19 protein-coding genes are annotated in these 20,026 nt (G+C 58.2%); 5 read left to right on the top strand and 14 right to left on the bottom strand.

Translation table 11 applies throughout. The features are described 5' to 3' along the window. Window positions 1-15 precede the first annotated feature (15 nt). Window positions 16-1,155, top strand: a complete 1,140-nt coding sequence (locus Q4Q11_RS13550) for a conjugal transfer protein TraB (RefSeq protein WP_498569806.1) — start codon at window positions 16-18, stop codon at window positions 1,153-1,155. An 18-nt stretch (window positions 1,156-1,173) separates the two neighbouring features. Beyond that, window positions 1,174-1,803 carry a TraH family protein gene (locus tag Q4Q11_RS13545; RefSeq protein WP_498569794.1) on the top strand — a complete coding sequence of 210 codons (630 nt, stop codon included), beginning with the start codon at window positions 1,174-1,176 and terminating at the stop codon, window positions 1,801-1,803. Window positions 1,804-1,909: 106 nt separating this feature from the next. Here the strand turns inward: Q4Q11_RS13545 and Q4Q11_RS13540 are convergent, their stop codons facing one another. Next, a complete protein-coding gene (locus Q4Q11_RS13540; RefSeq protein ID WP_488556059.1) occupies window positions 1,910-2,128 on the bottom strand; it encodes a helix-turn-helix domain-containing protein in 219 nt (72 codons plus the stop codon). A gap of 295 nt (window positions 2,129-2,423) precedes the next feature. Between Q4Q11_RS13540 and Q4Q11_RS13535 the strand changes: the two genes are divergently transcribed. Further along, complete coding sequence (locus tag Q4Q11_RS13535; RefSeq protein ID WP_498569793.1) at window positions 2,424-2,732, top strand: transcriptional repressor TraM; 309 nt, start codon at window positions 2,424-2,426, stop codon at window positions 2,730-2,732. A gap of 7 nt (window positions 2,733-2,739) precedes the next feature. On the opposite strand, the gene traR is transcribed toward Q4Q11_RS13535, so the two are convergent. The 4 genes from traR to Q4Q11_RS13515 form a co-directional block, all read right to left on the bottom strand. Next, on the bottom strand, window positions 2,740-3,444 hold the full coding sequence (gene traR / locus Q4Q11_RS13530; protein WP_498569792.1) for an autoinducer-binding transcriptional regulator TraR: 705 nt from the start codon (window positions 3,442-3,444) through the stop codon (window positions 2,740-2,742). A gap of 199 nt (window positions 3,445-3,643) precedes the next feature. Further along, window positions 3,644-4,741, bottom strand: coding sequence for an LLM class flavin-dependent oxidoreductase (locus tag Q4Q11_RS13525; RefSeq protein ID WP_498569791.1), 1,098 nt, complete (start codon window positions 4,739-4,741; stop codon window positions 3,644-3,646). Between the two features lie 365 nt (window positions 4,742-5,106). Beyond that, window positions 5,107-5,820, bottom strand: a complete 714-nt coding sequence (locus Q4Q11_RS13520) for a YybH family protein (RefSeq protein ID WP_498569790.1) — start codon at window positions 5,818-5,820, stop codon at window positions 5,107-5,109. Between the two features lie 64 nt (window positions 5,821-5,884). After that, complete coding sequence (locus Q4Q11_RS13515) at window positions 5,885-6,634, bottom strand: SDR family NAD(P)-dependent oxidoreductase (RefSeq protein ID WP_498569789.1); 750 nt, start codon at window positions 6,632-6,634, stop codon at window positions 5,885-5,887. A 661-nt stretch (window positions 6,635-7,295) separates the two neighbouring features. On the opposite strand from Q4Q11_RS13515, the gene Q4Q11_RS13510 reads away from it, so the two are divergent. Next, window positions 7,296-7,982 carry a dienelactone hydrolase family protein gene (locus tag Q4Q11_RS13510; protein WP_498569788.1) on the top strand — a complete coding sequence of 229 codons (687 nt, stop codon included), beginning with the start codon at window positions 7,296-7,298 and terminating at the stop codon, window positions 7,980-7,982. A gap of 92 nt (window positions 7,983-8,074) precedes the next feature. Here the strand turns inward: Q4Q11_RS13510 and Q4Q11_RS13505 are convergent, their stop codons facing one another. The 9 genes from Q4Q11_RS13505 to mdeB form a co-directional block, all read right to left on the bottom strand. Then, window positions 8,075-8,272, bottom strand: a complete 198-nt coding sequence (locus tag Q4Q11_RS13505; RefSeq protein ID WP_498569787.1) for a hypothetical protein — start codon at window positions 8,270-8,272, stop codon at window positions 8,075-8,077. Between the two features lie 150 nt (window positions 8,273-8,422). Next, window positions 8,423-10,015 carry a GMC family oxidoreductase gene (locus Q4Q11_RS13500; protein WP_498569786.1) on the bottom strand — a complete coding sequence of 531 codons (1,593 nt, stop codon included), beginning with the start codon at window positions 10,013-10,015 and terminating at the stop codon, window positions 8,423-8,425. A 207-nt stretch (window positions 10,016-10,222) separates the two neighbouring features. Then, window positions 10,223-10,807, bottom strand: a complete 585-nt coding sequence (locus Q4Q11_RS13495; RefSeq protein ID WP_498569785.1) for a maleylpyruvate isomerase N-terminal domain-containing protein — start codon at window positions 10,805-10,807, stop codon at window positions 10,223-10,225. Between the two features lie 29 nt (window positions 10,808-10,836). Continuing rightward, window positions 10,837-11,928, bottom strand: a complete 1,092-nt coding sequence (locus tag Q4Q11_RS13490; protein ID WP_498569784.1) for a cupin domain-containing protein — start codon at window positions 11,926-11,928, stop codon at window positions 10,837-10,839. A 28-nt stretch (window positions 11,929-11,956) separates the two neighbouring features. Continuing rightward, window positions 11,957-12,607: a maleylacetoacetate isomerase gene (maiA, locus tag Q4Q11_RS13485; RefSeq protein ID WP_498569783.1), complete on the bottom strand. Its 651-nt coding sequence runs from the start codon at window positions 12,605-12,607 to the stop codon at window positions 11,957-11,959. Further along, window positions 12,604-13,302, bottom strand: coding sequence for a fumarylacetoacetate hydrolase family protein (locus tag Q4Q11_RS13480; protein WP_498569782.1), 699 nt, complete (start codon window positions 13,300-13,302; stop codon window positions 12,604-12,606). The genes maiA and Q4Q11_RS13480 overlap by 4 nt, the downstream gene beginning before the upstream one ends. A 147-nt stretch (window positions 13,303-13,449) precedes the next feature. Further along, window positions 13,450-15,207, bottom strand: a complete 1,758-nt coding sequence (gene lpdA, locus Q4Q11_RS13475) for a dihydrolipoyl dehydrogenase (protein WP_498569781.1) — start codon at window positions 15,205-15,207, stop codon at window positions 13,450-13,452. 9 nt (window positions 15,208-15,216) lie between these two features. After that, window positions 15,217-16,503 carry a 2-oxo acid dehydrogenase subunit E2 gene (locus tag Q4Q11_RS13470; protein ID WP_498569780.1) on the bottom strand — a complete coding sequence of 429 codons (1,287 nt, stop codon included), beginning with the start codon at window positions 16,501-16,503 and terminating at the stop codon, window positions 15,217-15,219. 23 nt (window positions 16,504-16,526) lie between these two features. Next, window positions 16,527-19,214 carry an alpha-ketoglutarate dehydrogenase gene (mdeB, locus tag Q4Q11_RS13465; protein ID WP_498569779.1) on the bottom strand — a complete coding sequence of 896 codons (2,688 nt, stop codon included), beginning with the start codon at window positions 19,212-19,214 and terminating at the stop codon, window positions 16,527-16,529. Window positions 19,215-19,360: 146 nt separating this feature from the next. Here mdeB and Q4Q11_RS13460 point away from each other — a divergent pair, with 146 nt between their 5' ends. Next, window positions 19,361-19,882 carry an Lrp/AsnC family transcriptional regulator gene (locus tag Q4Q11_RS13460; protein WP_498569778.1) on the top strand — a complete coding sequence of 174 codons (522 nt, stop codon included), beginning with the start codon at window positions 19,361-19,363 and terminating at the stop codon, window positions 19,880-19,882. Window positions 19,883-20,026 lie beyond the last annotated feature (144 nt).

Here is a 20,026-nt window from a genome sequence, read left to right as displayed (position 1 = left end):
CGCTGTCGTGCTGTATTGCTCATCCTGCTTGGGATTTGTGCCGGGACAATCGCCTGGAGCGGCCACGTACTTGCTCTTCCGGTCGCGATGATCTTCCCGGCATTGTGGGCGCTATCGCCGTCGCGGCTGACCGCTGCGTTTGTTTCGGGCGGCTACTTCCTCGCCGCCTCCCGCGGTCTTCCCCAAGGTGTCGCGAACTTCTTTGCCGCTGATGTCTGTCCTGGCCTGATGTTGTGGTTGGCCGCTTCGACTTCGTTTGTCGGGGTGCACACGGTAGCCTGGTCGAAACGTCCGGGAAAGGTGAGGGCGGCGCGCTACATGGTGGCGACGGTGCTGATGGCACTGCCGCCCTTTGGCATTACCGGATGGGCGCATCCGATCACCGCGGCCGGTGTTCTTTTCCCCGGATGGAAATGGTGGGGACTTGCAGCAACTGCTGCCAGCCTCGCGATGATGACATCACGAGGCTGGCCGGCCACTCTAATCGTCTTGGGAGGATTATGGGCCTGGTCCGCCGCAAGCTGGACAGATGCGCTCTTAGCGCCAGATTGGAAAGGCGTCGACCTCGAACAGGGCCAAACCCTTGGCCGTGAAGCCTCGCTGGCGCACCACCGTGGCCTGATCGCAACGGTACGGTCCGCGGTCGATCCACAAACCCGATTCGTTGTCCTTCCCGAAAGCGCGCTCGGCTTCTGGACGCCGACCGTGGAGCGTCTCTGGCGGGACGGCCTACGCGGTCTCGACGTCACCGTCATCGCCGGTGCCGCCGTCATCGATCGACAAGGATATGACAATGTGCTGGTGGCGATATCGGCGGATCGATCTCAAATCCTCTATCGCGAACGCATACCAGTCCCCATTTCGATGTGGTCGCCGTGGCAAGCCTGGACAGGGCAGGGCGGCGGCGCCAGAGCGGATTTCTTCGCCAATCCCATCGTCTCGATCGAGGAAACGAAGCTCGCACCGTTGATCTGCTACGAGCAGCTCCTCGTCTGGCCCATACTCCAGTCGATGCTTCATGCTCCCGACGTTGTCGTAGCGACGGGGAATGGATGGTGGACCGCCGGCACATCGATCGTCGCGATCCAGCAGGCAACGACGCTTGCCTGGGCAAAACTCTTCGACCGTCCGGTCGTCATGGCTTTCAACACCTGAGAATCAAGGAGACCGAGGATGGTTGATGCTGCCCTCATCAAGCAATGCGCCGATCCAAGTTTGGCGCCGGCGATCATGGAAAGATTCATCGAGCGGGGCGGGGCGCAAGACCCGCTCACCATTACGGTTCGATCGGGAAATTGGGTCGTACTCGTGCCGAAACCGAAGACCGCCGAGGAATCGATGGAACTAGTCAGGGAGCATATCGGTCGCGACGTCGTGCGGGTCGGCCTCACCCAATATCCTGCCGGTCTGGGTATAGCAGACGCCGGCGAACTGAAAGCTGATCTTGTTGAGCCTTGCGCGAACCTGCGCATGGGCACCGCACTATTTGCCAAAGTCTATCGCATCGTCACCAAATGGTATGGCTATCCCACTTCGAAGGAGGTCATTCCCCAGGTCTTCGATGACGCCATCATCGCCTGGCAGACGGGATACTTCGAGGGGACTGCAGTGTTTCGAGCACCAGATCCCGCGGAGGTGAAGCTTACCGACCCGGCTCCTGCCAACGAAAAGCAGGCGGTTGGGGACTGGAGTGAAAAAACGAGCGGCGCTGCTTCTGAGGCGACGCACGGAGCCGCTATAGCTGATCCGAACACTGCAGGAATTCGGATCGATCTGTCGATCGGTGACGCGGGCAAGAAGTAAAAGCCCTCTTTCAAATCTCGCGGATTCTAACTGCATTCAGCCGTTCGGTTTGTAGATCCGACATTGCCATGCAGACGCAACTCAGGACGCGATGTGGGCGTGGGGCTCAAACCTGGTCGTCAGGCTTAACCAATTCGACATGGCTAACGCCAAGGGCCTGTGCCAGTTCATAGAGCGTAATGACGGTTGGGTTGCGCCTGCCGCGTTCCAGACCGCTGAGATATTGTTGGCCGAAGCCAGAACGTGCTTCGACCTCTTCCTGTGTCAGGCCCTTCTCCCGACGCAGGCGGGCAAAGTTCCGACCGACCAGTTTACGCATATCCATGCGCAGCAAGATCGCGATTTACATACTTTAAGTTTATCAACTATAGTATGTAAATGGGCCTGTGCGAGTGACGGAAACCTTTGCTATCGAGCGGCCTGATTAGTCGTGAATTTTGTGCGGATCGCCCTAGGCTATTTGGAGACTATGTCGGAGTTGATTGGGGTCTGGGAGAGAAACGTCCCTCCAGAGATCTCTTCCTAACGCGTCAACTAAGGTCGCATTCTAACCCCCGCCCGGGTTCAAAGGGTCTATTGTCAGCGGGGGCGCGCCGCAGACTTATCAAGGTTGGAACAGCATGGAATCGGAAGGCGCGACGTTGAAGGACGAGGTCGAACTTCGACCAGTGGTCGGACTGACGCGGGAACTCCCTCTTGCCGAATTGGAATCTCTCACGGTAAATGCCATCCGCACACATCGGTGTCTCGTGGATAAAGCCGACGATCTGTTCCAGGCGCTACCTGATGACTACAAATCCGGAAATGCCGCGGGCGGCGCCCAGCATCTTCGCTACATCGAAGCGAGCATCGAGATGCATGCGCAAATGAGTGTCGTGAGTACGCTCGTCAGCATCCTCGGGTATATTCCTAAGGTTTTGACGAACTGAAATCTGCTTAGATCAGCTTTCGTCGGATGGCGAGGGCGGTCAAATGCGTTATCGTGTGGACGTCGAAGCGCCTTTTGGCTTCGACGAGTTTCACGCGAACCGTATTGTATTTAACTCCCTCGATGTAGGCGATCTCCTCCATCGTCTTGCCAAGAGCGATCCATCTTAGATAGGTCGCCTCCTTAGGGCTCAGCCGTGCACCTTCTTCTGCACTGGGCGTGGCCTGTGACAGTGTAAGGCGGGCGTGGAGTTGCCCGACGGCGGCTGCGGCTGCAACCGCATCGATCTTTCTGTCTATGTCGATCGTCGGCTGATCGGATGCTAGCGTGAACATCGATAGCGCGCCATGGGCGGCCTTGACCGGAATGGTAATGCCGGATCGAATTCTAAAATCGGCCGCCTCTGCATAGAATGCTCGTTCTCGCGCAGAGAGGCGCGTCCCCTCCTTTTCGCCTGCCCAACTGAAAACACGCTTCATAGATTTCGCGCGATTAACAACAGGATCGATGTCCGCGAGGTTTCGATCAAAGTATGTCGCCTGCCATTCTGGATCGTAATTGGAGACAGCTAGCGTATGTCCGTGTTGGAGGTTGAGATAAGCATAACCGGCGAATCCAGCCTGTCCGGCCAAATCCGCCAGAGCGTCTTTCACAATTGTTTCCTCGCCCTGAAGTGCGGCGACATCTGTCAGCTTTTCCAGCCAGTGCTGCATTCATGACCCCCCGGATGCGGTACTCCGGCGCTATGTAATGTTATAACTTCTCAGATAATCGGATTTATGGAACATTCTCGTAACTCCACATGGGGAATGTTCGTGCTTTGTTCAATTTTTCAAGTCAAGAGAGCCGCACGATCAGATTTTCTGCTCGTTACCAATCCGGCGGCCGGAGACCCAAAGAAATTACCGGTTCCTATGTTTGTTGACGGCCTAACGGAGTCGTCTTCGCTTTGCCTTGCACTAGTACGGGAGCCGCCTTGTTGACGGCAGCGCCGCGAGTTGCCTTGCGGACGGCTGGGGCGACCTGTGTGCCCAGCCGCTCGATCACGGCGGCAACCTCGGCGTAAGGCAGAGAGCCGAGGTCGATCTGGGCCAAGAAGCGGTCGATGCCGAGGATCTCATGTGCAAACAGCAACCTGTCAACGATCTCGTTCGCCGACCCGACCATAAGCGCCATGCCCGGTGCGGCCGCCTGATCGAACTGCGCCCGCGACATCAGCTGCACGCGCCCGCCCGATGCGTGATGCCAGTAATGCGAATAATGGGGATGGAAGATGTCACGCGCGGACTGGGAGGTGGCGCCCACATGGGTGTGGCTGGCGAGCGCCACCCGCAGACCTGTGGCGCCCGCCGGTGCGGACCGACGGTAGAGATCGACCATGCCCCTTCGGGCGACGATCGGCCCGCCGAGAGCAGCAAGCGTCATCGGTGCGCCGAGAGAACCGGTGCGCACCGCGCTTTCCGGACTGCCGCCGACGGCGATCCAGACGGGTAGCTCCTGCTGATGGGGCCGCGGGGCAATGGCGGCATCACGCAGTTCGGGACGGAACTTCCCCCGCCAGGAGATGCGCTCGGAAGCACCGAGCCTGCCGAGGAGCGAATAGCTCTCCACAAACAGGTCCTCATAATTGTCGAGGCTGTAGCCGAACAGCGGAAACGGCTCTACGAACGCGCCGCGTCCCGCCATGATCTCGGCCCGTCCTTCTGATACTAGGTCAAGCGTCGCAAAATCCTCGAAAACCCGCACCGGATCGGCAGCGGCCAGCACCGTCACGGCGCTGGTCAAGCGAATGGAATTCGTCTGCGCCGCGATGGCCGAGAGCACCACGGCCGGGGTCGATACGGCATAATCCAACCGATGATGTTCGCCGACACCGAAGACATCTAGTCCCGCTTCGTCCGCGAGCCGGGCCGCCGCGATGATCTCGCGGATTCTCTGCGTGCCAGAAGGCTTTTGCTCCGTGACCGGATGCGGCGTGAGGTCGCCGAAAGTATATAGTCCGATTTCCATATCAACCCTTTTCCCAAACAGCGCACCCGCGGTGCGTTTCGCAAAGACGACAGCTGACGAGCCTTGCATTCGGCAAAGCCGAGCGGCAGGCCACCGCGTATGCCCTCTCCGCCACATCCTCGATGTTGTCGCCATCCCGCGCCCCTTGTCCGTGGTCGAGGCGAGCAGTGTGCCGCCGGACGCGTGTCGAAGCGGCGTTGGCGGGTCGGTCAACCGCCAACAGATCTCTGCCCTGAGAAGGCTGTCGCGATGACGCTCTTAGTCGCGACTGGCTCATCGGTTCAGCCCTTGCAAGCCGCCGAGCATGCGCGGAATGTAGCTTCCTCACCGGGCTGCAATGTGTTCACAACCGCCAATGTCTCGCTCTACTTGGCGGGAACGACAGCGGCCATCGGCTGATCGATAATCCAGAGCCAACTTCCATCAGCCTGCTTCCTGGCCACTTCCGTGGTGACAAATCCATTCGGCAAGCGCGCCGAGGTCAGAGCGATATCCCCATTCACGATCGCAGGCCTCTGGACGACGCCCACGAATTGCGGTTTGGTTGACAAAAGCCGGCTAAAATTGGCCCTGATTGCTTCCTTCCCCTGGACAGTCGGATGGTCGCCCACTGCGGCAACCACGGCCTCGTCCTCAAAGAGGGAGAGGATGCCTTCCACATGCCCTGCGTTAGCGTATGCGATAAACAGGTCGGCGATTTCCTTCGGTGTCGAGGCCCTATTTATCGATCCTTTTTTTTCGTCTTTACGCTGCGCGCTGGCTTGGGCAATTTCGGTTCCTGGATTCTGTCGATTCTCGCCGTATACTTCGAACGCCGTTGCGAATGAGGCCACTGACAGCAGGGAAAACGCGATGCTTCGCTTCCCAGGACTCATTCTTGCTAACATACTGTCCTTCCTCTCATTTTTTTTCCGCTTGCACCCTGCACTCTCGGTGGGCGCGTTGACGCGCGTAAGGACGTTGACCATCGAACTGCCGCGGAGCCCGGAGATCATCGGCATATTGGTATGCAGTCCACTCTCGATTTCTGTATTTGCGGCGCGGTCACGTCGGCTGAAATCCTCACGACAGATGGTCACTCCACCCGTCGAACCTGCGCTCCACCCGCGCGCAAGAAGGGGCAGGCGCTCGCCTCCGGACGCGTCAGCGGCGTGTAAGACCGCCGTCGACGATCATGACCTGGCCGGTGATGAACGATGCGGCATCGGACGCAAGATAGGCGACCATGTTGCCGATGTCTTCGGGGGTCTGCTGCCGCTTGATGTTCTGCTTGTCGATGTGCATCGCAAACCATTCCTCGGTAAGATGCTTTTCTGTGGTTGGCGTGCGGATGACGCTGGGCGCGACGCCGTTCACTGTCACGCCATATTCACCGAGATCGCACGCGAGGGCACTGATGAATCCGTTAATGGCCGATTTGGAGGTCACGTAAGTCACAAATTTATCGAGCTTGTTCTCGAGCGGCGCGGTGGAGGCCATGCAGATGATTCGCCCGGCGGGCGAACGCTTTACATCCTCGACAAAAGCGCGAGTGAACAGGAAGTTGCCGTGCACATTGATCGAAAACAGGCGCTGCCAGAACTCGAAGGAGGTTTCCTCAATCGTGCCGTGGCTGGCGATGGCGGCGTTGTTCATGATTATGTCGACAGGCCCGAGGGTTTCACGTACCTTCCCGGCGAAAGCGTTGACCTGCGCCTCGTCCGAAACGTCCACGTGCGCGCCGAAGAAGCGGCGGCCTTCCGCCTCAACCAGTTCCTTGATTTCGTCAAATGAACCGATCTCGGCAATGGCGATGTCCGCGCCCTCCTTTGCCAGAACATGCGCGATGCCCTTGCCTATACCCGCACCGCCACCAGACACTACAGCAATCCTGCCTTCGAGCCGTCTAGCCATTGTTTCTCCTCCTTGGCAACTTGTGGTAAGATAAATTTGATATATGTCCGTTTTTGTATTCTGTCAAATTCGTTGAGCCTAAATACTCTTGATTGTCAAGGCCTCACTTCAGCATGCAATGGTAGAGAATTGGCCATTTCGATTTGTGGCTATGTAGAATTCGGTTTTATGCAGAATCAACACTGCGATAGGGTTTCCCAAGGACGTAGGAACGCCCCCACGCATAGTACGGCACAACGGCACGTGCAGGCGTCAGGCCAGCAGGGAAAACTCACGAAATAAAAATGATATGCGTATTAGATTTATAATAGACAATATTTTGTTGTTGCGTGTTTTGCATGCAGGATGCTAATCTTTTTTCATACATTTTTTGGGTTGGCTGGCGCCAACATGTTTGTCTCAGACGGTACTTCCATGAGGGGCGTACGGCGCGAGTCTAGCCTCACGGGTCACTGCTGTAGGTGCCTTCTGATGGATGCCAGTTCACACCATGTACCTATTCGAGACTTACGTGGCGATCGAAGTGATCGGGACGGAGAATCGGTTTGCCATCGGTGTGAAGCCCACGGGCACGCGGCACAAAGAACGGCATGCCCGGCATGGTCTGAGGTGCTATTGAAAGCCGGAGCTTATGGTTCGGCAAGGAAGAGGAGGACCACACATGGGTGAGATGACGCAGGTAGCGATGAAGGACGGCACCGAACTGCGTGTTTATCACGCAACTCCGGAAGGCCTTCACAAGGGGGTGGTTGCGGTCTTCCATGAAATTTTCGGGATCACTGACCGGATCAAGCAATTTTGTGACCATATCGCAAGACAAGGCTATGAAGTATTCGCTCCCGCGATATTCGACCGCACTAGCCCTGGTTATCTCGGCGATATTGCGCGTCTCGACGAGGCGTTCGAAGTCGCTCTCAAAGGGCAGCCGTTTGACGATTCGCTTGCTGATGCGGTCTACTTGGTGGAAACATTGAAGGGCAACGGGCCAGTATTTGTGACTGGCTTCTGCTATGGGGGATCATTGGCCTTCCGCATCGCTCAGACGGACGCTTCAGTTGCAGCCGCCTGTTGTTTTTACGGCGGCATGATTCCCACTTTCACCGATAGGCCTGTGCTTGTTCCTACGGAATGCCATTTTGGTCGAGAGGACAAGCATATTCCCTTGGACGGTGTGGAGCAACTGATCGCCAAACGCCCTGAAGTCCGGACATACCTTTACAACGCTGGCCACGGCTTCGTTCTCGGACAGCCAGACTACAACCCTGAAGAAGCGGCCGTCGCCGTTGAGCGCATGTTCAAACTACTACAAGCGAATGGCGCGGGTGAAATGGAATCAACAAGCAATTGATGATAATCGTTTGGCGGCAACGCACGATGAGATAAAGGCGCCGGGCGTGCCGGTCGGAGTCGTGCCATCCAGAGGATGGCCGCAGCTGATTCTCAGGCAATTCCTGTATATGTCTTTTGCAGAAAATATTGTTCCGGATGCGAAGCGGCCCCTTTTTTCAATACGATTTCGAAAAGCTTCTCGCTGTTAAAGCGAAGCGGTAATTTGAGCCATAAGACAAAGCCTCCCGCGGGATCGGGAATCTTTGTGCCAGCGAGGAAGCTGGAGGCAATTTTGAGAAGCGATTGCACCGAGCTATCGCGTAGCACCTATCCCATGCTGGCGGGAGCCCGGCTTGTTGTCGTTGTTTATTGAAGCTTCGGTTTGCCAGTCCGACGGGCGCGCCATCCCGCGATCCAGGCAATCCTATCGATGGGCGATTCAGAAGTCGGACAGGCCACCTATGGCAAGCCTAGCAGAATGTCTGCCATACGTTCCCCGATATGGACAGACGCTGCCATTAGAGCAGTAGCCGGGATCCGTGGCATGATAGAACTATCCGCCACACGAAGCCGTTCGACACCGTTGACACGAAGCTCAGCATCGACGACAGCGCTGGAATCAGCCCCCATTCGACATGTGCCACAGGCATGATAGAAGGTCGATGCACCGTCGCGTGCGAAGTTCGTCAAGTCGCCACCAGTCAATTTCTTACCAGGAACGACCTCGCGCACCGCCAAATGGCGCATCGCGTTGGAGTTTCCGATTTCCCGACAAAGCGCAATGCTGCGTATCAGTGCAGTGACGTCCGCCGGGTCGCTTAAGTAGTTCGGCTCGACGATCGGTGTGTCCTTAGGATTATTCGATTTTAGGCGAACCTGACCACGGCTCTTCGGCGTGACCACTGTCGGACAGATGGTCCAACTCGTTGGCGGTGGGTTATATCGTTCGCGAATTACGTCGCTTGTGAAAGGACGCACAAGCTGGGACACGCAGATGTCAGGGCGGTCGAGACTTGGGTCACTTTTGAGGAAACCCATGGCCTCGGGACCGCTGTGCTGCGTCTCAATGGGGACGGGTGCCTCCCAGATGCACCCGCCATGGAGGATGTGATCTTGCAAATTTCTTCCGACCTGAGGGTTGTGAACTACGGGGTCGACACCGACCGCCCTCAACTCATCTTCGTGGCCGACGCCACTCAGCATCAGGAGACGCGGCGTGCATATTCCGCCACCGCAGACGATAACCTCCCGGTCAGCCGCGATTATCCTCTGCTGTCCTTCATATGTGATCTCTACTCCGATCGCTCTTTTGCCCTGAATGACTACGCGATTAACTTCCGTATTGAGCAAAAGCGTAACGTTGTCATTTCCAAGCACCGGATATAGATATGAAACCGCCATATCCTGGCGCCGGCCATCTCGGATGATATGATTGTAAAGTCCGAAACCTTCGCCGGTTTCCTCGCGGACGCCGTTAATGTCCCCCAATACCGGCGACCCCAGCGCGCGGCAGGCCTCCAGCATCGCTGGCCCTACCGGCGAGGGATCCTGCACCGGCTGTACCCAAACGGGACCATTTGTTCCACGATATCGTGCGTTAGGCGTGCCCCGCCAGTTTTCGATACGCCGATAAATGGCAAGTGCGTGCTCATAACCCCATTTCTCGTCTCGGGTCTCGGATGCCCAGAAGTCGTAATCACTTTTGAAAGGGCGCACCCAGCAAGCGACGTTGGTGCTGCTGCCACCGCCCAGCACCCTGCCTGTCTGTTGGAGAATCGATCGACCGTTAATCGCGGGCGAAGGCGGAGTAACGTCATTCCAGGCCCGCTCCGACCCGAAATTGGTGTACCAAATCGTAGGGTCAAGGACGGACGGGACATCATTCCAACCACCCGCTTCAATCAATAGTATGCTCTTGCTTGTATCGGCAGCCACTCGTCCGACAAGCGCGCAAGCAGCGCTTCCTGCACCGCACACGATGTAATCATAGCTTCCAGACAGAGCGCCAGCCAAGCGGGCCTGATTGCTCTTTATTTCATTCAATCTGTTCATCAGCAGTATCCACCTTGTTCAACCCCGTTCTCGCTCTGGCCACCCCTACTTCCGCCCGATATCGAAGGACAGTTGTGGTTTCGAAACCGGCAGCATTCGGTTCCTGCTTTTGAACCCCTGGCTGTTTCCTGGAGCACCAGCGCAGCCGCGAGGCATAGGTGGGCGAAGACATGCTATGTGCGATCGTTCGAAATCTGACGGGGACGATTACCGTTCGTATCGCTGTTCTTCCACCCGAAACTCAGGTGGAAGATCAAGAATGCTTCCCCCGTTGTTGAGGTCGATTGCGCGCAGCCAGATCTGGCGTGCCCGCATCACCGGAGTTCTTTCGATCGGCACCGGGACGCCCTCCACGGACCTGACCTCAGCTTTCCATGCGACATCGGTCAGATCGCGCCATTCCACGTTCAGATGCACTTGCGAATGCCAAAACAGATGACGCAGGGCATGCACCGGCAGTGTCGCGCCGAATTCGACGTCCTCCAGGATGTTCTCGGGCTCCTCCAGGACTTCTTCCGGCCAGCCGTTGCGTGCCGCCGCGGCGAGACGGGCCAGTCCCCGTGCGTGATAACTTACATGGGCAATCACATGGCGCCGGCTCCAGCCGGCGACACGCGAAGGCGCGTCGAAATCCGCTTCCGACAACTCGTTAAGCTTGCGGGCGAAATATGCCGTCCCGCGCCGGGCGGACAACAGGTCGCGCGCCGGCGCGGCCGGGGAGTCGTATCGCGCGCCCTGCCCCCGTCTTTCACGCAACCAGGCCTTGGCGGCTTCCTCTTCCTCGTTAGTCATGCGGGATCTCCCGACCTAGGGTCTTGCGGCTAGCCTGCAGCCGGTTCCACCAGCGTTCGGGAGAAGCCGAGCCGCTCGATCACCGGCGCGTCCGAAAAGCGGAACAGGTCGAACTGGGTTTCGGCCTTGAGCGACCATGCCACCCACGACGGGACGACGAAGAGATCGCCCTTGTCTAGCCTCGTCTCGGTCTGGTTGAGAACAACCGAGCCGCTGCCTTCGAAAACCTGGAACACGCTCGAACCGACCTCTCGCCGCGACGGTGTCACCGTGCCGGCCCGCAGCCGGTGAAATTCGCAACGGATGGTTGGCATGACGTCGCCGCCCGTGGTCGGATTGACATAGCGGATTGCGGCGTGCCCCTGCTCGACGGTGGCCGGCTGCCCCTCGTCTTCCAGCAAAAGCTGCTCGATCAGCGCGCGATCCGTATGCTCCCAGCGGTAGGCCGCCAGTGGCGAGCTGACGGTGTCCTTGAGCTCCGACAGGGGACGCAGACCCGGATAGGCCCAGAGACGCTCGCCGCGGGAAAAACGGGGCGTCGCATAATCTGTGACTCGATCGGCACCGAATTCGAAGAAACCCACGTCGTTCTGATAGGAGAACGGAATGTCCAGACCGTCGATCCATGCCATCGGATGGTCGGTGTCGTTATGATGCCCGTGGAAATGCCAGCCGGGCGTCAAAAGGAGGTCGCCGCGGCTCATGCGCACGGGATCGCCGTTGACGACCGTCCACACGCCTTCGCCTTCGACGACGAAACGAAATGCATTCTGGGCATGGCGATGTTCCGGCGCCGTCTCGCGCGGCCCAAGATATTGAATGGCGGCCCAAAGCGTCGGGGTTACGTAAGCCTTACCGGCAAGCCCGGGATTGGCTAGACCGATCGCGCGCCGCTCGCCGCCACGGCCGACCGGGACAAGCTCGCCGGAGCGTTCGGCAAGCGGAAACAGCCGGGACCACCTCCAGATATGCGGCACCGCCTTCGGTCTGGGGACGAGTGGCATGATGTCATCGATCTGCGTCCACAGCGGCATCAGATGTTCGGACTCGAAATCGGCGTAGAGCTGACGAAGTTCCGGGGTATCGCCGGCCGTCATTGCGTTGTGCTTTGCGTCGTTCATGTTCTCCTCCTTGCGGTTCGATTGACCCTCACTCCGCGTCCGGCTGCTTGTCGGGAGCCGCCTGTTCGAAGGCCGGCAGCGTTTTGCAAGCTTCAAAGATCCGGCTGATCGTTGGATAACCAGACATATCCACATTGAAGCGCTGGTTGTTGATCACCTGGGCGTAGAGGCAGACATCCGCGATACTCGGCGCGTCTCCATGGCAAAAGCGGCCTGTCTTGGCATCTTCGGCCAACATTTTTTCAAGAGGCTTGAATGTTTCATTAACCCAGTGTCTGAACCACAGGGCGATGGCGTGTTCATCGGCGCCAAAGGCGGATCGCAGATATTCGAGAACGCGAAGATTGTTCAGCGGGTGAACCTCACAGGCGATCGCGTAGGCGATTGCGCGCACGCGCGCCCGGTCGATTGAGGTTTTCGGCAACAATGGTGGGTCGGGATACTCTCTTTCCAGATATTCGATGATGGAAAGCGATTGTGTGAGGGTGGTGCCATCCTCCAACACAAGCGAGGGAACCAGACCTTGGGGGTTTATCGCGAGGTAGGATGCCTCGCGATGCTCACCTCTGCGCAAATGGTGAGGTACGTATTCGAATGGCAGACCCTTCCAGTTGAGAACAGCGCGGACCCTAATCGATGTGGACGAACGGAAATAGTTATGAAGGATGAAGGCGGTCATGACAGCGCCGCACCAATGGGTGTTGTAATGGAACGGAGGCCTTCGATCTCAACTATGCAGACATCTCCGGGAATCAGGGCGCCGACGCCTGCGGGCGTCCCCGTATAGACAAGATCTCCTGGAAGCAATTGCACAGCGCTGGACAAAATCGACACGATTTCGGGTACGGACCAGATGAGGTCGGACAGGTCTGCCTCTTGCCTGACCGTCCCGTTTACTGAAAGCCGGATCGCACCCTTTTCCAGTCGTCCGGTCTCGTGCGCCCTGCGGATTGGTCCGCATACCGCCGAGTTGTCGAAAGCCTTCCCCCAGTCCCAAGGTCTTCCCTTGTCACGCGCGTCGAGTTGCAGGTCGCGCCGAGTTAAGTCGTTGCCAACCGCATAGCCCCAGATGAGCCCCCAAGCATCGTCTTCTGTCACGTTGAAACCGGGACGACCGATCGCCACCACTAGCTCCGCCTCATGATGGAAGTTCTGCGTGAGGGGTGGATAGGACACCACTATACCATCGTCCACAACGGCATCGGCAGGCTTTGTAAAGAAGAACGGGGGATCGCGCGAAGGATCCTTCCCCATTTCGCGCGCATGAGCTTCATAGTTTCGGCCCACACAAAAGATGCGGCGAACTGGAAAACGGTCGGACTCGCCTTCTACCGCAACGCTTGGTATCGGCTGGTGCTCAAATACAAAATTCATGGTGGTTGCCTTTGCCTCCCTGTATCTGCCGGATCACCAGTGGCGATCAAGCTCCTCCTCAACGCAATTATGCATATAAATGTGATAAATCACAATACTGATACATGCATCAGTTTTTATTGTCTCACGTTTTCAGCAGGGGAGCGCTCAACTGGTGCCCACCCGTCCTGACGAACGTCCGCTGGGCGGAAGATCTGTGCAAACGCCCTCAAAGAGCTCAGCAGCCATGCCGATCGTCTCGCCAAGGGTGGGGTGCGGGTGAATTGTTTTGCCGATATCGACGGCATCCGCTCCCATCTCGATCGCGAGACAGATTTCACCGATCATATCGCCAGCATTGGGCCCAACAATCACACCCCCGACAAGACGATGCGTATCAGGATCGAAGATCAGCTTCGTCATTCCATACGCCGCGCCGTTGGCAATCGCACGCCCAGACGCGGCCCACGGAAACTTTGCTGTCTTCACGTTTCGGCCCGAGATCTTGGCTGCATCCTCAGTGACGCCGACCCAGGCAATCTCCGGATTGGTATAGGCGACGCTCGGGATGACTTTGGCATCGAAGTGACTTTTCATGCCGACTGCAACTTCGGCGGCAACGTGACCTTCATGAACGGCTTTATGCGCCAGCATGGGGTCGCCGGCAATGTCACCGATAGCGAAGATGTTTTTCGCACGCGTACGCATCTGATTGTCGACTGTGATGAAGCCGCGCGAGTCCACTGCAATGCCGGCCGCCCCGAGCCCGAGAGATGCGCCGTTGGGTCTGCGGCCGGCAGACTGAAGAACGAGGTCGTATGTCCGCTCCACCGGTGGCGAGCTGCCGATCGAAACCGTTATTCCCTCTGGCCCGGCGGTCGCCTTCTCGACACTTGCGCCAAGGAAAATATCGCCGAGACGCTTGGCGTTTTCCTTCCGCCAGATCGCAACGGCATCGCGGTCGATCCCCGCGAGGAGCCCATCGAGGCGCTCGACGACGTCGACCGTTGCCCCCAGCGCGCTGTACACCGTCGCCATTTCGAGGCCGATAATCCCACCGCCGATCACCAGCATGCGCTTTGGAATGAGCGGCAACTCCAGCGCACCTGTAGAATCGATGATACGAGGGTCTTCAGGCAGGAACGGCAGCCGCACCGGCGAGGAGCCCGCCGCGATGATGCAATGGGCGAAACTAATCAAACCCCTGCCATCGACGGTGAGACTACGGGACGAGGCGAATGTCGCCGTTCCCCGGACGACTTCGACGCTGCGCTTGCTTGCCATTTGCGCGAGCCCCGTTGTGAGACGTGACACTGTCGCATTCTTGAAGGACCGAAGCCTGCCGAGACCGATCGCCGGTTTGGAGAAGGCTAGCCCGTGTTCCGCGAGTCCCTCCATTTCGAGCTTGAGCGCCGCGACGTGCAGCAACGCCTTAGAGGGAATGCACCCCACATTGAGGCAGACGCCACCCAGGGTCTGATCCTTTTCGATCAAGACCACGCGAAGCCCGAGATCGGCCGCGCGGAACGCAGCTGAATAACCTCCGGGGCCGCCGCCGATGACCGCCACGTCGAAGTCAACCTCCGCCGCATCCTTTCCCACCGGCATCGCTTGGGCGACCGTCGCTTCTTTCGTTACTTGGGACCGCTGGAGCTCTGCCGCAGCTTGTGGCACGGTCTCCGGCGCGGCTCCTGGCGCAGGCAAGATCGTTCCGATCAGCGAACCCATCGAAACGCGATCACCGACTGCGACGGCAACCGTTTCGATACGCCCAGCCTGCGGCGATGGCACCTCCAGTGTCGCCTTGTCGGATTCAAGCGTCAGAATTGGCTGGTCGAGAAGGACGTCATCTCCCGGTTTGATCAGCACCTCGATGACCGGAACATCTGTAAAGTCCCCAATGTCCGGAAGGCGTATATCGGTCATGTCTTGTCCTCAGAGCGCTGCGCGACGGAAGTCGGCAAGGGTTGCGGCGATATGCCCGAGGAAATTTGCGGCTGCGACGCCATCTACCACGCGATGGTCCCAGGACAGGCTGATAGGGAGGATCAGACGTGGCCGGAAATCAGTCCCGTCCCAGACCGCCTCTGTGGCCGAACGACCGGCTCCCAGGATCGCCACTTCCGGCGCGTTGATGATGGGAGTGAACCCAGAACCGCCAACGCCTCCAAGCGAAGAGACCGAGAAGCACCCACCTTGCATGTCTGCACCCGCAAGCGTTCCTGTACGCGCCTTGTCCGCGAGTGCACGCATTTCCGTCGCAATGTCTCGAAGACCCTTTGTATCACAGTCACGAATGACCGGGACCATGAGACCCCTTGGCGTGTCGGCTGCAAAACCGATATGGACATAGTTCTTCAGAACAAGTTCATCGCCAACCAGCGAAGCGTTGAAACGGGGGAATGCCTTCAGTGCGCGAGCGGACGCCTTGATGAGAAACGCGACCATAGTGAGCTTGAAATCGGATGAACGCGATTCTGAGTTGATCGTCTGACGAAACGTCTCGATCTCGGTCACGTCAGCCTTGTCGAAATTGGTGACATGCGGGATCGTCAGCCAATTGCGTGTAAGGTTGCCGCTAGAGATCTTTTGAATGCGCGACAAGGGCTCGCGGGTCACGGGGCCGAACTTTTCGAAATCGACGGACGGCCAAGGTGGCAGATCCGCTCTGATGCCCATCCCGTTTGCCGTTGCTGGCGCTTCCAGTGCTTTCTTCACATGCGCGGTGACGTCTTCATGCAGGACACGGCCCTTGATCCCGGTGGCCTTGACCTTGCCGAGATCCACCCCGAGTTCTCGCGCCAAGGCGCGCACCGAGGGGGTTGCGTGTGCGCCGCCGGGGACAGATCCAGCCGGCGCGGCTTTTTCTGTGGCCGGAACCGGTTCGGTCGCTGACGGTGCAGGATTACCTGCTATCGACGCCTGTCGAGCGGGTGTGTCGCTATCCGCCTTGCGTATTTCCAGCTCCGGGGCGGGATTGGCCGACAGCTCCAGCACCATGAGCAGCGAGCCCTTCGACACCCTGCTGCCGACTTCGACCTTCAACTCATGCACCGTGCCGGCGTCGGTCGCCGGAACCTCCATCGTTGCTTTGTCGGACTCGACGCTGAGCAGCGGATCATCGCGGGAGATGCTGTCGCCGGGCTTTACGAGAATTTCAGTGACGGGAACGTCCTTGTAGTCGCCGATGTCCGGCAAGAAAATGTCTATGAGGTTGCTCATGATCAGCCTTGGAAGAATGGGGGTCAAACAGTCCAGGGTGCAGGCGCGTCAGCTGCGACGCCATAGCGATCAATTGCCTCGGCAACTGTTTCGCGCGTGATTGCACCTTCTCGTGCAAGGGCGGAAAGCGCCGTTATCACGATCTGATGGCGGTTAACCTCGAAGAAGGCACGCAGGGCTGCTCGGGTGTCACTGCGTCCAAAGCCATCCGTGCCAAGCACGGAAAAAGGCGCGTTCACATAGGACGCGATAAGCTGAGGCCACGCTCGGACATAGTCAGTTGCCGCGATGATCGGCGCCCTTCCCCGCAAGCACGCCTCAACATGGCTCACTTGAGGTTCCGCAAGCGGGTTCAGCCTGTTATGGCGTTCGACATCGCGGGCGTCTCGAGCAAGCTCGGAAAAGCTGGTTGCCGAAAACACGTCTGTGCCAGCACCCCAATCGTCCTTCAGAAGTTTTGCTGCCTCCACGACCTCCGGCAGGATTGCGCCGGAACCCAGTAGACGGACGGTTGGCTTCCCCTTCTGCGGTGAATGCGACGCCAGCCTATATAGACCTTTAACGATGCCTGCCTCTGCGCCTTCGGGCATCGAGGGCTGGGCGTAGTTCTCGTTCATCGCAGTGAGGTAATAGAATTCGTCCTTCTGCGCCTCCAGCATCGAGCGCGCTCCGTGGTCAAGGAGAACTGCCATTTCATAGGCATATGTGGGATCATAGGCGCGGCAGTTGGGGACGGCGGCGGCCATCACCAGGCTGGAGCCGTCCTGATGCTGCAAGCCTTCCCCGCCCAGGGTCGTCCGTCCAGCAGTCGCACCAATCAGGAAGCCTCGCGCCCGCTGATCGGCCGCCGCCCATATGAGATCACCAACGCGCTGGAATCCAAACATCGAATAGTAGATGTAAAATGGCAGCATCGCCTTGCCGTGTGCACTGTAGGCGGTGGCAGCCGCCGTCCAGGAAGCAATTGCGCCGGCCTCCGTGATCCCCTCCTCCAACAGCTGTCCGTCCTTCGCCTCTTTGTAGTAGAGCATCGAGCCGGCATCCTCGGGCTCGTAGAGTTGTCCGACCGGAGAATAGATGCCAACCTGACGGAACATGTTGGCCATCCCGAAAGTGCGCGCCTCGTCGGCGACGATCGGCACGATGCGCGCACCAAGCTCCTTGTCTTTCAACAAATTGCTGAACAGACGCACGACTGCCATAGTGGTCGACATCTCCTTGCCGTCTGCCCTCAACGCAAACTCAGCGTAGCTGTCGATGGCCGGGACCGGGACGGCAGATGATTTGCGCTTACGGGCCGGCAGGTATCCGCCGAGCCCCTCTCGCCTAGCCCGCAAGTATGTCAGCTCAGGACTGTCTTCTGCAGGGCGGTAAAAGTCCAGACGCTCCACCTGCTCATTGGTCAAAGCGAGGTCAAACCGGTCGCGGAATGCGAGAAGGGCCTCAATATCGAGCTTCTTTGCCTGATGCGCGGTCATCCTGGATTCGCCTGCGCCCCCCATGCCATAGCCCTTCTTGGTCTTGGCGAGAATGACGGTGGGCCTGCCTTTGGTCTGGCGGGCCGCCTCAAATGCAGCGTGGAGTTTCCGGAAATCGTGCCCGCCTCGACGCAGGGCATCAACATCGCGATCCGACATGTGAGCAACAAGCGCCCGAACTTCCGGGTCCTCATCGAAAAAGTGGGCGAGGTTATAGGCGCCGTCTTTTGCGCCAAGCGTCTGGTACTTTCCATCGACCGTTGCTGCAAAGCGGCGAAGCAGCGCATGATTGACGTCGCGTGAAAAGATGCTGTCCCACTCGGAAGCCCAAAGTACCTTGACGACATTCCATCCGGCACCTCGGAACAGCATTTCCAATTCTTGAATTATCTGGCCGTTTCCACGGACAGGTCCATCCAGACGCTGAAGATTGCAATTGATGATGAACGCCAGGTTGTCCAGCCCTTCCCGCGCGGCAAGCGACAGTCCAGCGATCGACTCGGGTTCGTCCATCTCGCCGTCGCCGAAGACGCCCCAGACGCGCCGTTCGTCTGTATTGGCCAGCCCCCGATCGCGAAGATATCGCATGAACCTCGCCTGATAGATCGCGCTCAATGGGCCGATACCCATTGATCCGGTTGGCAGCTGCCAAAAATCGGGCATCAGCCATGGATGAGGGTATGAACAAAGTCCGGGGCCGCCGATCTCCTGGCGATAACGTTCCAGCTGCTGCTGCGATAGCCGGCCTTCAAGGAAGGCGCGCGCATATACCCCGGGGGCGGAGTGTGGCTGGAAGAAAACGAGATCGCCACCCCCTTCGGCATCTGGTCCCTGGAAGAAGTGATTGAAGCCAACCTCAAATATTTCGGCTGCCGAGGCATAGCTCGCAATATGCCCACCTAGTTCGCCATAAGCTTTGTTGGCCCGCATCACCATGACCAGCGCGTTCCACCGCAAGATCGCGGTAATCCGTTCTTCCATTTCAATGTCGCCCGGAAAGCGCGGCTGCTCCTCGATCGGTATGGTGTTTCGATACGGGGAGAATGGCAACAGGTCTGGCAGGACGCCCAACTCTGTCGCTCTTTCCTCAATCGCAGAAAGGATAAAGCGGGCGCGCTCCTTTCCACCGTTTCCGAGGAGTGACTCAAGCGAGGCCAGCCAATCGTGAGTCTCGGGCGGATCCGTGTCTCCCACCCTCGCTGCAACCGCGAGGTTCTTAAGGTTGGTATGCATAGTTGAGGCCTCTCTATTTTCGGACATATTATAAAAATAGCAGAGTTGTCACCGCAGGTCATGCTGAAGATGTTGATGTTTGCATCGTTTGAAAGCTATTATGCCGTATAGACCGCAAAATGCAGCACGAAGTGCCGAGGATTCGCATGGATACGATCGACGTGAAAATTTTGATCGAATTGCAGGAAGACGCCAGCCTGTCGAATGTCGAACTGGCTCAGCGCGTCGGACTATCTCCATCGCCGTGCCTCGTCCGCGTCCGTGCGCTTGAGACTTCCGGTGTAATAGCCCGGCGCGTCACTTTGCTCGATCCACATAGCGTAGGCGCCAACATCAGCGTTTTCATTCAGGTGACACTGGAGAGGCAGGCGGAAGCCCAACTGGAACGATTTGAAGCCGCGATCCAGACTTTTTCGGAGGTGATGGAGTGCTATCTGATGACCGGCGATTCAGACTATATGTTGCGTGTCGTGGTATCCGATGTCGGGGCGCTTCAGCATTTCATTGTCGAGAAACTCTCTAAAACATCGGGTGTTGCCAATATTCGCTCAAGCTTCGCTCTTAAACAGGTTAAGTACAAAACCGCGTTTCCCATTGGCGAGCTCCTTGACGCGCAACGGAATGTCGGGGTTCTGCCCAGGCGGCAACAACGGCCCGATCAAGGCTAAAGATCGTCGCCGTCGTAGCGTGGCATCGCGACATACAGAAACGCTCACGCCGCTGACACCCGCATTGCGTTGTTTTGTCGATCCGGGCATGGCATTAGGGTGCTGGCGAGGAGCCAAAACGCGTGTGATGGCGAGCACCGCCTG

Source organism: Rhizobium sp. UFLA01-1127, assembly GCF_059803845.1.
Note: the sequence above shows the minus strand (reverse complement) of the source record. Positions and strands in the feature narration are given on the sequence as shown.

Excerpts from the sequence above, each read along its gene's own strand:
- lpdA (WP_498569781.1), bottom strand. The coding sequence starts at position 15,207 with ATGACCGATATACGCCTTCCGGACATTGGGGACTTTACAGATGTTCCG.
- mdeB (WP_498569779.1), bottom strand. The coding sequence starts at position 19,214 with ATGCATACCAACCTTAAGAACCTCGCGGTTGCAGCGAGGGTGGGAGAC.
- Q4Q11_RS13515 (WP_498569789.1), bottom strand. The coding sequence starts at position 6,634 with ATGGCTAGACGGCTCGAAGGCAGGATTGCTGTAGTGTCTGGTGGCGGT.
- Q4Q11_RS13540 (WP_488556059.1), bottom strand. The coding sequence starts at position 2,128 with ATGGATATGCGTAAACTGGTCGGTCGGAACTTTGCCCGCCTGCGTCGG.
- Q4Q11_RS13500 (WP_498569786.1), bottom strand. The coding sequence starts at position 10,015 with ATGAACAGATTGAATGAAATAAAGAGCAATCAGGCCCGCTTGGCTGGC.
- Q4Q11_RS13480 (WP_498569782.1), bottom strand. The coding sequence starts at position 13,302 with ATGAATTTTGTATTTGAGCACCAGCCGATACCAAGCGTTGCGGTAGAA.
- Q4Q11_RS13470 (WP_498569780.1), bottom strand. The coding sequence starts at position 16,503 with ATGAGCAACCTCATAGACATTTTCTTGCCGGACATCGGCGACTACAAG.
- Q4Q11_RS13535 (WP_498569793.1), top strand. The coding sequence starts at position 2,424 with ATGGAATCGGAAGGCGCGACGTTGAAGGACGAGGTCGAACTTCGACCA.
- traR (WP_498569792.1), bottom strand. The coding sequence starts at position 3,444 with ATGCAGCACTGGCTGGAAAAGCTGACAGATGTCGCCGCACTTCAGGGC.
- Q4Q11_RS13545 (WP_498569794.1), top strand. The coding sequence starts at position 1,174 with ATGGTTGATGCTGCCCTCATCAAGCAATGCGCCGATCCAAGTTTGGCG.
- Q4Q11_RS13495 (WP_498569785.1), bottom strand. The coding sequence starts at position 10,807 with ATGACTAACGAGGAAGAGGAAGCCGCCAAGGCCTGGTTGCGTGAAAGA.
- Q4Q11_RS13510 (WP_498569788.1), top strand. The coding sequence starts at position 7,296 with ATGGGTGAGATGACGCAGGTAGCGATGAAGGACGGCACCGAACTGCGT.
- Q4Q11_RS13525 (WP_498569791.1), bottom strand. The coding sequence starts at position 4,741 with ATGGAAATCGGACTATATACTTTCGGCGACCTCACGCCGCATCCGGTC.
- Q4Q11_RS13460 (WP_498569778.1), top strand. The coding sequence starts at position 19,361 with ATGGATACGATCGACGTGAAAATTTTGATCGAATTGCAGGAAGACGCC.
- maiA (WP_498569783.1), bottom strand. The coding sequence starts at position 12,607 with ATGACCGCCTTCATCCTTCATAACTATTTCCGTTCGTCCACATCGATT.
- Q4Q11_RS13490 (WP_498569784.1), bottom strand. The coding sequence starts at position 11,928 with ATGAACGACGCAAAGCACAACGCAATGACGGCCGGCGATACCCCGGAA.